Origin of the sequence: Duganella sp. Root1480D1 (assembly GCF_001427305.1) — a bacterium.
GTDB lineage: Bacteria > Pseudomonadota > Gammaproteobacteria > Burkholderiales > Burkholderiaceae_D > Rugamonas.
In genome coordinates this window covers 177,526-189,886 of the sequence record NZ_LMFZ01000023.1, presented here as the reverse complement: position 1 = coordinate 189,886, position 12,361 = coordinate 177,526, and the positions used below count along the sequence as shown (strand labels likewise).

Here is a 12,361-nt window from a genome sequence, read left to right as displayed (position 1 = left end):
CGCGGGCCGTACTGTTCTACAAGGTTGCTCATAGTGTTTTTGTAAGAATGATGGGAAATTCGATGCTGGAAATAGAACGAGTGTGCTCTTTTTTCCGGGGTATTGCAACGGTGGCGCCATTGTGAGGGCTAATATTAGACGTGGCAATCTAATAAGGAGGTTTTTTGTGTCATGATGTCGGGACAGAATCAAAAGGAGTAGCCGGTGGGGATCGAAGTAAATTTTGAGGGCAAAATCGCCCTGATCACGGGCGCCTCCAGCGGTCTTGGTGCCCGTTTTGCCAAGGTGCTGGCCAAGGCAGGTTGCCAGGTGGTGCTGGCCTCGCGCCGCATCGAACGCCTGAAAGAACTGCGTGCCGAAATCGAAGCCGATGGCGGTGCTGCCCATGTGGTCACGTTGGACGTGACCGACTACGCGAGCATCAAATCGGCCATCGCCCATGCTGAAACCGAGGCGGGCCCGATCGACATCCTGGTCAATAATTCCGGTGTATCAATGACGCAACGTTTGCTTGATGTGTCGCCGGAGGATTATGACTTTGTCATGGACTGCAACCTGCGCGGAGCCTTTTTCGTGGCACAGGAAACGGCCAAGCGCATGATTGCGCGGGCCAAGGGCGACTCTCGCAAGCAGCACCGGATTATCAATATCGCCTCCGTGGCAGGACTGCGCGTGCTGCCGCAGATCGGGGTGTACTGCATGAGCAAGGCAGGCGTGGTGCAGATGACCAAGGCCATGGCGGTGGAGTGGGGCAAGTATGGCATTAACACCAATGCCATTTGCCCCGGCTATATCGAAACCGAGATCAATGAGGATTACTTCGCCAGCGACCAGGGCAAGCGGCTGATTGATATGCTGCCTCGCAAGCGGGCCGGCAAGCCGGAGGATCTGGATGGGCTATTGCTGCTGCTGGCGGGGGATGAGGCGCACTTTATCAATGGCGCGATCATTTCTGCCGACGACGGGATGATGGCCGGTTAGAACCGTCAGACCCCGGTTTACCGGTTTTCAGCGCGCCCCAGCCAGCTTATGAACAAGCTCCGTCGCCGTCGCCGCCCCGAACTTGCGCATCAACCTGGCCCGGTGCATTTCCACCGTCCGCGGCGACAAGCCGGCATCTCGCGCAATCATCTTGCTGGTCTTGCCCTCCACCAGCAGCGCCGCAATTTCCCGTTCACGCGGCGTGAGGGCGGCGGAAACCGGCCTCTGCTCCGACACGTCCTCAAACGTCCAGATGCCTGCGCCCAGCGGCTGGGCCGTATCGAGCGCGCGCCCGGTCACGTGGCACCAGAACAATTCCCCATTGGCGCGGCGCATGATGCGTTCGTCCGAATAGCGCCCCTTGGCATTCATGATAGGGATGATGCGGTCCCCGGTGCGCAGGTATTCGTCCTGGGTCGGATACAAGACCTGGAACGACTGCCCATCCAGGGCACCCGCGCCGTAGCCGAACATCGCCGCCAGCGCATCGTTACTGGCCTGGATCACGCGGCTGTGGGAAACGCACATGCCTACCGGGGCGAATTTGAAGATGGACTCGTAATTGATCGGCATTGCGGTATTTCTACGGTATTGATGTTTGGGCGGGCGTATTCTATCCTCAATCGCCTTCTGGCCATTTGAACAAGGAGACATAATGAACAAGATTTACCCGGATGCCAAGGCCGCCCTGGCCGGCATCGTGGCCGACGGCCAAACCATTGCGGTCGGCGGTTTCGGCCTGTGCGGCATCCCGGAAGCCCTGATCGCTGCGCTGCGCGATAGCGGCGCCACCGGCCTGACCGCGATTTCCAACAACGCCGGCGTGGACGGCTTCGGCCTGGGCCAGTTGCTGGAGACCCGCCAGATCAAGAAGATGATCTCCTCCTACGTGGGCGAGAACAAGGAATTCGCGCGCCAGTTCCTGGCCGGCGAACTGGAACTTGAATTCACTCCGCAAGGCACACTGGCTGAAAAGCTGCGCGCCGGTGGTGCCGGCATTCCGGCCTTCTTCACCAAGACCGGCGTCGGCACCATCGTCGCCGACGGCAAGGAAATCCGCGAATTCGACGGCGAACAATATGTGATGGAGCGTTCGCTGGTGGCCGACGTATCCCTTGTCAAAGCCTGGAAGGCCGACAAGTCGGGCAACCTGGTATTCCGCAAAACCTCCCGTAACTTCAACCCGAACGTGGCTGCCGCCGGCAAGGTCTGCGTGGTGGAAGTGGAAGAAATCGTGGAAGTGGGCGCCATCGATCCGGACGCCGTGCACCTGCCGGGCATCTACGTGCACCGCATCGTGCTCAACGCCACCCCGGAAAAACGCATCGAACAGCGCACCGTGCGTGCCAACTAAGGAGAAGACAACATGGCATGGACTCGTGATGAAATGGCCGCACGCGCGGCGAAAGAGCTGCAGGATGGCTTCTATGTGAACCTGGGCATCGGCTTGCCGACCCTGGTGGCCAACTATGTGCCGCAGAATATCGAAGTGTTCCTGCAGTCGGAAAACGGCTTGCTGGGCATCGGCCCGTTCCCGACCGAAGCAGAAGTGGATGCGGACCTGATCAACGCCGGCAAGCAGACCGTGACTGCACTGCCGGGCGCCGCTTATTTCAGTTCGGCCGATTCGTTCGCGATGATCCGCGGCGGCAAGATCAACCTGGCGATCCTCGGTGCGATGCAGGTATCGGAAAAGGGCGACCTGGCCAACTGGATGATCCCGGGCAAAATGGTGAAGGGCATGGGCGGCGCGATGGACCTGGTGGCCGGCGTCAAGAAAGTGGTGGTGCTGATGGAGCACGTCGCCACCGCCAAGGATGGCTCGACTTCGCACAAGCTGCTGAAGAAATGCGACCTGCCGCTGACCGGCGTCGGCGTGGTCGACATGATCATTACCGACCTGGGCGTGATGGAGGTGACTCCGACCGGCGTCAAGGTGACTGAAATGGCGCCTGGCGTCACGCGCGAAGAAATTGCCGCTGCTTCCGGCGTGGAGCTGTCGTTCGCCTGAACGATTGGCTGAAGGGAGAAAGGGGGCGCTGCGGCGTCCCTTTTTTTATACCAGTGCGCGGGTTTCGTCCAATGCGTCGTAGCGGCATTCGTTGGCAATCCAGTCGGGCAGGCAGTCCATGTCCTTCATCCATTCGACGATATCCCGCCGGCATAGCGTGCAGGGATTGGTGCGGTAGATGAAGATCGCTACCTGGGCCAGGCGCGTGTCCGGGTTCGCTTCGCACACGCGAAGGGCGCTCAGGCCAAGGCGATGCATGCCTTCGGTGTCCGTATTCGCGCGTTCCAGGGCTTTAAGTATGAGGAGCTCGTCGCCTGGATGGTAGTGATTTGTGAACAATTGGATTGCATCGCAGCTCTTGGCGGAAATGTGGCCATCGCCAATCCTGCGCCTTGCAAATTCACCGAGCCGGTCATCCTTGAGCAATACCAAAGCACGGATTGCGGCAAAGCGTACATCCTCAATTTCACTGTGAGCGAGTTTCCAGACAGCGTCGTCCCATTCATGCAGCCCTTCCGCTCGGAATACGCCGAGCAGCCAACGCTGTACCTTGGGATCGGGTTCGGATGCAAGAGCTTGCAGTATTGCCTGGCGTTCGGAGTCGGGCGCTTGCCGCCCAAATCGTGAGAACAGAAAGTGCTGGCCTTTGCCCGGCTGCCTGGCAAGTTCGATGATGCGCGCCGCAGGATTCTCGGAAATGAACTTGCTAGTGTGCACGATCCATTGCTGTTGCCGCTGCTCGTCGGTCAGCTGTTCATTCTCGGCTTGCTCGGCGGCCCGCCGTTCGTGCTGTTTGAGGTAGGCCGAGATTGCAGCATCGCCTGGCGCCAGCTTGAGCAATTCTGAGAGAACCTGTTCACGCAATGGCGCGTCATCGGTCAGGAATTCGAGGGAGTCGGCATATTCATCGGGATCGGCAATCAGTAGCAGCCCAAGCCGGCGAACGACTTCGATCGCCGCCGGCACACCGTCCAGCGCAATGATTGCAGTCTCGCCTGCGAGGTCGTTTTCGGCCCATGAGTGGCGCAGTGCGGCTGCCGCCTCTGGATTGCCATTCCTGGCAAACAGGCCTACCAGGTTGGCGACCTGGAAGCAGTCTTGTTCTTCGACGGGGTTTTCAAAGGCTTCGAGGACTGCGGCGCATAGTCTGTCTTCGTGGGCAATCAAGGTATGCAGCCAAGCTGCGCGCGGCCCTTCGCACTGACGGTCAAACGCCGGTTGTGCAGGCAAGCATCGAGGAGGATGTCGAACAGTTCGTCCGATGGAAAGTCGTGCAGGTGGAGGAAGGCGCTGCCGCGGCCCTGGTGCAGGGCGGTTGTAAAGCTGGAAATGTGCATGCCACACTGTAGCACGAAGAAGAAGGGGACGCCGAAGCGTCCCCTTGTGGCTTACTGCCCCTTAACGTATGTGTATTTACGTTTGCGGACCGAAGCGATTTTCGGCTTGACCGGAGCGGAGTTAATCGCCGAAGGGGTGTAGCCGGAGCCAATCACCACCGAAACGCGGCGGGTCGGGGAGTTAGGGTCACGCGGGTCGCCATGGACTTCCACGCCGGTGGCCATCACCGGCGAAGGAGGCAAGCCGCCGCCAGCAAAGGCGGAGGAGCGGTTGCCGCCGCAGAAGCCGTCGCTGCCGATTGCGCCGGAAGCGTTGAACAGGTTGACCACATAGCCGCGCGCCTCACCCAGGGCGGTGGAGCAGCTGGCTGCATTGCCAACGATTGGACGGTTGGTACTGAACATGACGGTGCCGCCCACGATCAGGGACGAGGTCACAACCTGCTCGCCCTTCTGCAGGCCCATGAACCAGCCGCGGCTGCTGCCGTTCGGCAGCACGTTTGGCGCGTTGCAGTCGGTTGGCGAGGTGCTGTTGGTCAGGCTGGCGTCCATGTTCAGGCCTGCGTCGTCGGTCGCCGGCTTGAGCGACAGGTCGTCCAGCGCCACGTAGAAGCGGTTGGTGGTCGAGTCGTATGGGTACTGCCATGACAATGGGTGCTCGCGGTCGCCGCTGCCCAGGGCCACGTAGACGAAGCCTTTGGTGTACAGCAGTGCCGGGCCAAACATGAACTTGCGCGGGCTGCTGGCCTCGTTGGTGTAGGCCACGCGATACATGCGCCAATTGTTGGAGCTCAGGGCGCCCTTGGTGGTCGGGCTGTCGATGAAGTCGATGCGGTAGATGTTGCCGCCCATATCGGCCGCGTAGGCATAGTCAGGCTTGCCATCGTTGTCGATGTCGACCATGGAAATATCGCCGACAACGCTGCGCTTGGTCTTGAAGCTGGCCACCAGGGAACCGGATTCCGCGTCCATGATGTAGACGTAGCCGCCTTTGCCGGCGACGCAGGTTGGTGCGCCGGTGTTGGCATCTTCGCAGTTGTCGTAGCCGCCGCCCATCAGGATCAGTGGACGGGTGGCCGAATAGCCCTTGATGAAGGCGACGCCAGGAACCGACCAGGTCTGGCCGATGCCATCAAAGCCGGTGGTGCAGCCGGTGTCGTCGGTCAGGTTCGGGCAACCGGCCGACCACATCAGGCGCGGGTTGTCGATGTCGGTAACGTCCATGCCGTACACCATGCGGCCGCCGCGGCGCATGGTCGGGTAGATCCAGACTTTCTTTGGATCGCTGGGCGTGAGCGGCTGGTTCTGGTACACGCCGGTGGAGCCATCGAAGAAGTAGTCTTTCGGGCTACCGACTGCCGATACGTCGCCCGGGCCTGCCACGTTCGGGTAGTTCACCAGCGGCAACTGGTCTTTCAGGCGGCTCAGGCGGCTGAAGAATTCCGGCGCAACAAAGGCCCAGCGTTCCTTGCCGTTGCTGGCATCGACGGCGCGGAAGAAGCCGTCGTTGGAACCGTAGAACACGAAGACATTATTGTCGTCATAAGCCAGCGGCAGCGGACGCGAGTGGATCACATCGCCGTGTATCGATGGGCGGGTGAGGGTGGTATCCGCGCTGCGTTCCTGCGTGACGTCGGCGCCCTTGATGAAGTTGACCAGGTCGCTCGACAGACCGCTGTTGGCGGCGTTGAACGGCACCAGCGTAGCGCCGCCGGCGGTGCGGGTGTACAGCGTGCGGCTGACTGCATAGGTCGGCGTGCCGGTGTTGCCAGGATTATTGCCGTTGCGCAGCATCTGCGCGATCGCGCCTTTTTCGACCGATGGACCATCCGGCGCATCGGAGTAGGGCGAAATACCTTTCGACAAGGTCTTGCAACCGCTTGCCGGGTCAGGATTGATACCGAGCTTTTCCCAGTACGCCCCTTTCTCGACGGTCCAGAAGCTTTGCGCGCAATCGGTGATAAAGCCGGTATTGTCATTGACCGCCAGGTTGCCGTTGGCATCGCCCAGCTTGACGTCCGAACCATCCACCACCAACTGGTAACGCTTCAGGTTGCCGAACCAGCGCGGCTTGGCATCCGGATCAGGGCGGAACATGCCGATGAAGACCTGGTTCTGGTTTTGCGAGCGGTTGGTGGAGTTCACCGGCAGCGAAGTCGACGCGAAAGTGGAGTTCACTGCCAGCACTTCGCCGATGATCTGGTTCAGTGCATCGACGATCGCTTGCTGGTTCTTGGCGGCGAAGTACTTGCCGCCGCCGGCCTTGGCCATGCTCAGCATCAGCTTGGTGTGTTCGATGTTCTGCTGCGCGTTGTAGACGTCGATGGTGTAGAAGGTCACCTTGGACTTCAACGAGCTGGCCGGGATCGGTACGCCCTTGTCGTGCATGAAGCGCGCCCATTCGTCAGCGTTCCACGGGTTGGCATCGGTGGTCTCGCCGCCAGTCGGCACGTTGGTTACGGTGCTGTTGACACCGTTGATTGCATACGATGCGGTGCCGACCGGGCAGATCTTGGTGCCGTTGTTCAGGGCGGAACCGATCTGGCAGCCGTCGGTGTAATTGCCGCAGGTGGTTGGCCACGGCGCCGTATTCAGTTCGGCGGCGGCAGCGGTCTGGCTCGAATAGCAGGCGTTGGTCTGGCCGATATTGGTGATGCTCTGCACAGTCTGGGTCGAGAAGTTCGGCAAGCCAAGCTGCTTGGTATTGCCGCCCAGGCTCTGCAACTGGGTGGTATTCGCGGCATCGTCCTTGGTCGGGCCGCTCTGGTCCGGGTTGGTGACGAAGATGACGATGGTCTTGGCGCAGCTCGCGTCATCCGTCAACGGGGACTTGAACGGCACCCACTTGCTGACGTAGCCGGCGGGGTCGGCGATCGAGCTTGGCGTTACGCCCTTGGAGGCGGAGTAGCCCGGCAGGCCACCGAGGTAGTTGTACACGTCGTACATCAGGTTGCCGTACATCGTGCCGGAGTTGCGCTTTTCGATCGGGCTGGTAATGCCAACGTCGATGGTGTCGAGCCGGTTGTTGAAGCCGTTCCTGGCCGACGGGCTCATTGGCTGCACCTGGTAGCGCACGAAGCCGCCGTTGTCGTTGGCGTTGCCGTCGGTGACGAATTCGAACAGGCCGACGTTGACCTTGTCGTCCAGGCCGGCAATTGCGCTCTTGATGGCGCGCACTTCGGACTGGCCCTGGGTCAGGCCGCCTGGCCATTTCTGCGCCTGGCGCGACCAGTTGGACGTATTGTCCAGAACGATCAGGATCCGCGGATTGATCGAGGTACCGGCGGAGGCGCCGGTGAAAATATCGATGTCGTCAGCGCCAGCAGGGAACGACAGGAGGGTGGCACATGCACCGAGGCTGGCGGCCACGGTGGTCAATAGCTTTTTTTGCATGGCTGGCTCTCAAATAGAAGCGGGCTAATTACTTAATTATTATTTGCAAGTGGTTTCCACGTTGTCGGTCGGGACGCGCATTGCGACCCCCTGCACGACGACGACTTCGGATTGGGCTTGCTGGTCTTGGCTGGTTGCGGTCATTTCCCAAGTGGTATCGGCACACATCGAATTACCGCTCTGGGCCTGGCCGCCGGCAATACCGAAATCCCCGGGCGTGCCCAGGCTGCAGCCACGGTCTTCCGCGCTGCCGGTAATGTCGAGTTCGTTCGACTTGATGGTGCGCACCTTGACGCATTTCGGTGTGCTCAGGGCGGTGACGATGTCGATCACGCCGTCGCCGTTGAGGTCGAAGCAGCGATGGTTACTGTTGAGGCAAGGCTGGTTCAGCGCATCGGTTGGCGTGTCGAAGAAGCGGGTGCTGGACATTGCTTCGTCGAGCACGCTGCGGCTGGCGGCAATGCCTTCATCGCGGTTTTGCATATTGTTGACCACCTGGATGCTCGATTTACCCAGGTTGAACGTGGTCATTGCCAGCAGGGTGATCAGCACGAGCATGACCAGGGCCACGACCAGGGTCATGCCGCTCTGTCGATGGAGTGCAGGGTGTTTCATCAGGATTTCCTTCCGGCCACGTTAGGCAGGCCAATCAGTGAAGTGAAAACGTGGCGTTTGTATTTATCGTTGGTGGCGCTGATGACGTTGGGTTGGCCTTTGTCGTCTGCCCCCAGCACATAGGTCTTGGTATCGGTGTAGCCGAGGGACGGGCTCAGCGTGCGCGCCAGCAGGTGCAGCTTGACCGACACCACATTGCCCCAGTCGGGATCGGTGATCTTGGGGGAGAAGGTGTCGGCCACGCCGTCGTTGTTACCGTCGAGACCGTATTCGATCTGCATGTTCTCGATGCCCTCGGCCAGCGGCACGATCTGGACCGACATGACGCCGCCCTTGCTGATCACTTCGGCGCGCTTGAGGGTAGGGATGCCGTCGCCGGCCAGGCTGTTGTTGGCGATGAAGTAAATATGCGTCAACAGGCGGCGCACGTCGGCCGCACTCCCGGAGTTGTTGACTTGCGTGCAGTTGTACTTATGCAGGGTGAAGCCAGTGTTGATCTCGGAGAGCTGGAAGTGCATGGCCTGGTCGTTGGAGCCCAGTTCATATTGGTTGGAGCATTGCGAGGCCTGGAAGAAGGGCCCGCCGGCAGTGGCGTCTTCGCAATCGGCTTCGCCGACCACGCAGGTATGGGTATGGCGCACCACCACCACGTCGGTGTTGGCCTTGACGTCCGACAGGCAGCCGAGGGAATTGCTGTTGTCGTAGCCCTGCACCGCGAAGGCGATTGCGCCGCGGATGGTGGCCAGGTCGGTCGCGCATGGATCGGGCAGCACGGCCGGTACCGCCAGTTCGATCGGGTCGTACTCGGAGTAATAGCCGGCATTGCGCAAGTCGCCGGTCATCAGCTGCATGGCATAACGCCCGTTTTCCACCTGGCGGTTGGCGCGCTCGATTTCCATCTGGGCGGCGCTATTGTTGGTGAACAGGGTCGACAAGCCGGCGAGCATCAACAAGCCGATGGTGACTGCCACCATCAGCTCAACTGCGGTAAAGCCTTGCTCGCGATGGCGATGAATATGCATGGATGGGCTCCTCATTTGCATTCGAGTAGAGGAATCAGGACCTGGGCGGCAATCAGGCGGCGATAGGTTTCGTCGCCGAATTGATTTTTGCCGCAGTCCAGGTTCGGAGCCTGGGTGGCGTGCAGGCCTTGCCAGGTCACTGCAACCTGGACGATGCCTGGCCTGCAGACGCCTGGGCTGGGGTCGGCGGCCTGCAGCAAGGTGACGCAGCCACGTGCGCCGATCATGGCGCCGACCTTGGTACTGCTGTCGGCTTCCGCCGCGCCTTTCAGTAAATTGCTCCACTCGCAGACGTCGCGCGGGGCGCCGCCGCCAAGGGCGCTGCAATCGGCCGGTTGGGAGTCGCCGGTGCCGATGTTGGCGGATTCATAGGCGGCGGTGTTTTGCGGATTGCCTTGCACGCGGGCGGTGATGTCATCCAGCAGGATGACGGCCTGGGCACGCTGGTACGATTCGATCGAACCGACGCTGGCTTTGGACTGGAACACGGCAATGCCCAGCAAGCCAAACGCCAGGATCACGATCGTGACCAGGACTTCAATCATAGTAATGCCGTGTTGGCGGCGCATAGTAGGTCTCAGCATGATTTGGGTTGCACGTTCGGGCGGCCGCCGAGGTCGATCCGGATGCAGCTGGCTTTGCCAGTCGAAGACGTAAGGGAAAACTGCAAGTCGGCATCTCCCTTGACGCGGCCGGCAGCATTGAAGGTCACGCCAGTCGCCGGTCCGGCGACCGTGATGGATGAGCGCGTCGTAAAACTGGCCAGGGCTGGTTCGCCGGCATTCGGGCTGGGAATGGACCAGCCCGTGTTCCAGTTGCTGCTAGGCGTGATCGACACCTCCTTGTTGCGTTTGATCGCCTCGCTGCGTGCGCGCAGGATGCTGGTGAACAGGTCGCTCGAGGTGCTCTTCAGGCGCTGGTTGGCGATAAAGTCCTGCATGGCGGGCATGCCGACCGCTGCCAGGACGGCAACGATGGCCGCAACTGCCATCAATTCCGTCATGCCGAAGCCGTGTTGGCGCTTCATGGCATCACCACTTATCGGCCGGCAGCTTGGTGCCTGCCTGGTCGATGCTGATTTCGCCATCGTCAACCTGGCCGGTGCCCGCCAGGGGCGTCGCAATGATCTTGAATTTTGGTGGCGGTCCGCTGTCAGTCTGGATCGCGATGGAATAGTACTTCGAGACCGACGGCGGCGTTTGCATGGTCAGGCCGCTCACCGAATCCTTGTAGACCCGCACATCGGACATGAATTGCTGTTCGCGCTGGGCCAGGTCGATGAGATGCTGTTGTGCAGCCGCTCGATTGCCGCGGACCACATAGCGCGAGTAGTTGGGAATGGCGAAGGCAGCGAGGATACCGACAATCGCAACGGTAATCATCACTTCAATCAAGGTAAAACCACGGTGGCTGGGGTGTCTCATCCTGGCGTCCGTTCTAGGTGCATTATTAGTGAGTTTATTCTAGGTTGCATGTTTCCGTATGTCAACATTCACACCTCTACTTTTCGTTACATTCTAGCCACAAAAAAAGACAGGCCCCATGCACAATTGCATAGGGCCTGTCTTCGTGGTAGTGGCTATTTGGCTTACTCGGCGGTAGCTGCCAGGGCCTCCGTTGCAGCCGGCTGGGCTGGCGCATTGAGCGGGGTAGGGTTGGCCAGTTCGCGCTTCAGGGTATCCATGTCCAGCTCGCCTTCCCACTTCGCCACCACCAGGGTTGCCACGCCGTTGCCGACGAAGTTGGTCAGGGCGCGGCATTCGCTCATGAAGCGGTCGATGCCCAGGATCAGCGCCATGCCGGCCACCGGAATGGTCGGCACCACGGCCAGGGTGGCTGCCAGGGTGATGAAGCCGGCGCCGGTGATGCCGGAGGCGCCTTTCGAGGTCAGCATGGCAACGCCGAGGATGGTCAGTTGCTGCCACAGCGACAGGTCGGTATTGGTCGCCTGGGCCACGAACAGGGCGGCCATGGTCATGTAGATATTGGTGCCGTCCAGGTTGAAGGAGTAGCCGGTCGGTACCACCAGGCCAACCACAGGCTTGGAGGCGCCCAGTTTTTCCAGCTTGCGCATCAGCGACGGCAGGGCGCTTTCCGAGGAGGAGGTGCCCAGCACGATCAGCAGTTCTTCCTTGATGTAGGCGATGAAGCGGGCGATCGAGAAGCCGGTGTACTTGGCGATCAGGCCCAGCACGATGAACACGAACAGGAAGCAGGTCAGGTAGAACGAACCCATCAGCTTGGCCAGCGGCAGCAGGGAAGCGATGCCGTATTTGCCAATGGTAAAGGCCATGGCGCCGAAGGCACCGATCGGGGCGGCCTTCATGATGATGTTGACCATGCCGAAGAAGGCATGCGATACCTCGTCGACCAGTTTGGTGACTGGACGGCCACGCTCGCCGAGCAGCGACAGGGCAAAGCCGAACAGCACCGCCACCAGCAGCACCTGCAGGATGTCGCCTTTGGCAAAGGCATCGAATACGGTGTTGGGGATGATGTTCAGCAGGAAGTCGGTGGTGGTCAGGGCCTTGGTCTTTTCCGTGTACTGGGCGATGGACTTGGTGTCCAGGGTGTGCGGATCGGCGTTGAAGCCGGCGCCAGGCTGCATGAAGTTGGCCACCGCCAGGCCGATGATCAGGGCGAAGGTGGACACGATCTCGAAGTAGAGCAGGGCTTTGCCGCCGACGCGGCCGATTTTCTTCACATCCTGCATGCCGGCGATGCCGCTCACCACGGTACAGAAGATGACCGGGGCAATGATCATTTTGATCAGTTTGATGAAACCGTCGCCAAGCGGTTTCATGGCTACTGCGTCAGCGGGCAGGTAAATGCCGAGCATGACGCCGCAGAAAATGGCGAACAGTACCTGGACGTACAGTACTTTGTAGAAGGGTTTCTTTTCCATGATGAGGGGCCTTATTTGTCTCCGAATATCCTCATCATGGCAAACGGGTTGCCTTGCCGCTATTGTGTGTATCCCCATTGTGGAAAACCACAATGGC

General features: G+C 60.3%; 13 protein-coding genes. 3 read left to right on the top strand and 10 right to left on the bottom strand.

The window, feature by feature from the left end:
- Positions 1 to 204 precede the first annotated feature (204 nt).
- On the top strand, positions 205 to 981 hold the full coding sequence (locus tag ASD58_RS18980) for an SDR family oxidoreductase (protein ID WP_057262777.1): 777 nt from the start codon (positions 205 to 207) through the stop codon (positions 979 to 981).
- A 27-nt stretch (positions 982 to 1,008) separates the two neighbouring features.
- On the opposite strand, the gene ASD58_RS18975 is transcribed toward ASD58_RS18980, so the two are convergent.
- Complete coding sequence (locus tag ASD58_RS18975; RefSeq protein WP_057262776.1) at positions 1,009 to 1,554, bottom strand: PAS and helix-turn-helix domain-containing protein; 546 nt, start codon at positions 1,552 to 1,554, stop codon at positions 1,009 to 1,011.
- 82 nt (positions 1,555 to 1,636) lie between these two features.
- On the opposite strand from ASD58_RS18975, the gene ASD58_RS18970 reads away from it, so the two are divergent.
- Both ASD58_RS18970 and ASD58_RS18965 read left to right on the top strand, forming a co-directional pair.
- The gene (locus tag ASD58_RS18970; protein ID WP_057262775.1) at positions 1,637 to 2,335 is read left to right on the top strand and encodes a CoA transferase subunit A; all 699 of its coding nucleotides are present in this window, start codon (positions 1,637 to 1,639) and stop codon (positions 2,333 to 2,335) included.
- 12 nt (positions 2,336 to 2,347) lie between these two features.
- Positions 2,348 to 2,992, top strand: a complete 645-nt coding sequence (locus ASD58_RS18965) for a CoA transferase subunit B (RefSeq protein WP_082565528.1) — start codon at positions 2,348 to 2,350, stop codon at positions 2,990 to 2,992.
- Between the two features lie 45 nt (positions 2,993 to 3,037).
- Here ASD58_RS18965 and ASD58_RS18960 read toward each other — a convergent pair whose 3' ends face one another.
- The 9 genes from ASD58_RS18960 to ASD58_RS18925 all read right to left on the bottom strand — a co-directional run bounded on the left by ASD58_RS18960 (position 3,038) and on the right by ASD58_RS18925 (position 12,264).
- On the bottom strand, positions 3,038 to 4,159 hold the full coding sequence (locus ASD58_RS18960) for a hypothetical protein (RefSeq protein WP_057262773.1): 1,122 nt from the start codon (positions 4,157 to 4,159) through the stop codon (positions 3,038 to 3,040).
- Positions 4,156 to 4,329, bottom strand: coding sequence for a hypothetical protein (locus tag ASD58_RS31350; protein ID WP_156401363.1), 174 nt, complete (start codon positions 4,327 to 4,329; stop codon positions 4,156 to 4,158). The genes ASD58_RS18960 and ASD58_RS31350 overlap by 4 nt, the downstream gene beginning before the upstream one ends.
- Positions 4,330 to 4,380: 51 nt before the next feature.
- A complete protein-coding gene (locus ASD58_RS18955; RefSeq protein WP_057262772.1) occupies positions 4,381 to 7,722 on the bottom strand; it encodes a pilus assembly protein in 3,342 nt (1,113 codons plus the stop codon).
- 39 nt (positions 7,723 to 7,761) lie between these two features.
- The gene (locus tag ASD58_RS18950; RefSeq protein ID WP_082565527.1) at positions 7,762 to 8,337 is read right to left on the bottom strand and encodes a hypothetical protein; all 576 of its coding nucleotides are present in this window, start codon (positions 8,335 to 8,337) and stop codon (positions 7,762 to 7,764) included.
- Positions 8,337 to 9,359 (bottom strand): PilW family protein, encoded by a 1,023-nt coding sequence (locus ASD58_RS18945; protein ID WP_057262770.1) that lies wholly within the window; start codon positions 9,357 to 9,359, stop codon positions 8,337 to 8,339. Before ASD58_RS18945 ends, ASD58_RS18950 begins: the two co-directional genes overlap by 1 nt.
- Before the next feature lie 11 nt (positions 9,360 to 9,370).
- A complete protein-coding gene (locus ASD58_RS18940; protein WP_082565526.1) occupies positions 9,371 to 9,928 on the bottom strand; it encodes a prepilin-type N-terminal cleavage/methylation domain-containing protein in 558 nt (185 codons plus the stop codon).
- Positions 9,929 to 9,936: 8 nt separating this feature from the next.
- Entirely contained in the window at positions 9,937 to 10,386 is a 450-nt protein-coding gene (locus tag ASD58_RS18935; RefSeq protein ID WP_057262769.1) for a GspH/FimT family pseudopilin, read from the bottom strand.
- A 4-nt stretch (positions 10,387 to 10,390) separates the two neighbouring features.
- Positions 10,391 to 10,783, bottom strand: coding sequence for a type IV pilin protein (locus ASD58_RS18930; protein WP_057262768.1), 393 nt, complete (start codon positions 10,781 to 10,783; stop codon positions 10,391 to 10,393).
- 164 nt (positions 10,784 to 10,947) lie between these two features.
- The gene (locus tag ASD58_RS18925; protein ID WP_057262767.1) at positions 10,948 to 12,264 is read right to left on the bottom strand and encodes a dicarboxylate/amino acid:cation symporter; all 1,317 of its coding nucleotides are present in this window, start codon (positions 12,262 to 12,264) and stop codon (positions 10,948 to 10,950) included.
- Positions 12,265 to 12,361: the final 97 nt, after the last annotated feature.

What these genes read in the sequence shown, in the direction of transcription:
- ASD58_RS18975 (WP_057262776.1), bottom strand. Translation starts at nt 1,554, where the DNA reads ATGCCGATCAATTACGAGTCCATCTTCAAATTCGCCCCGGTAGGCATG.
- ASD58_RS18970 (WP_057262775.1), top strand. Translation starts at nt 1,637, where the DNA reads ATGAACAAGATTTACCCGGATGCCAAGGCCGCCCTGGCCGGCATCGTG.
- ASD58_RS18965 (WP_082565528.1), top strand. Translation starts at nt 2,348, where the DNA reads ATGGCATGGACTCGTGATGAAATGGCCGCACGCGCGGCGAAAGAGCTG.
- ASD58_RS31350 (WP_156401363.1), bottom strand. Translation starts at nt 4,329, where the DNA reads ATGCACATTTCCAGCTTTACAACCGCCCTGCACCAGGGCCGCGGCAGC.
- ASD58_RS18955 (WP_057262772.1), bottom strand. Translation starts at nt 7,722, where the DNA reads ATGCAAAAAAAGCTATTGACCACCGTGGCCGCCAGCCTCGGTGCATGT.
- ASD58_RS18950 (WP_082565527.1), bottom strand. Translation starts at nt 8,337, where the DNA reads ATGAAACACCCTGCACTCCATCGACAGAGCGGCATGACCCTGGTCGTG.
- ASD58_RS18945 (WP_057262770.1), bottom strand. Translation starts at nt 9,359, where the DNA reads ATGCATATTCATCGCCATCGCGAGCAAGGCTTTACCGCAGTTGAGCTG.
- ASD58_RS18940 (WP_082565526.1), bottom strand. Translation starts at nt 9,928, where the DNA reads ATGCGCCGCCAACACGGCATTACTATGATTGAAGTCCTGGTCACGATC.
- ASD58_RS18935 (WP_057262769.1), bottom strand. Translation starts at nt 10,386, where the DNA reads ATGAAGCGCCAACACGGCTTCGGCATGACGGAATTGATGGCAGTTGCG.
- ASD58_RS18930 (WP_057262768.1), bottom strand. Translation starts at nt 10,783, where the DNA reads ATGAGACACCCCAGCCACCGTGGTTTTACCTTGATTGAAGTGATGATT.
- ASD58_RS18925 (WP_057262767.1), bottom strand. Translation starts at nt 12,264, where the DNA reads ATGGAAAAGAAACCCTTCTACAAAGTACTGTACGTCCAGGTACTGTTC.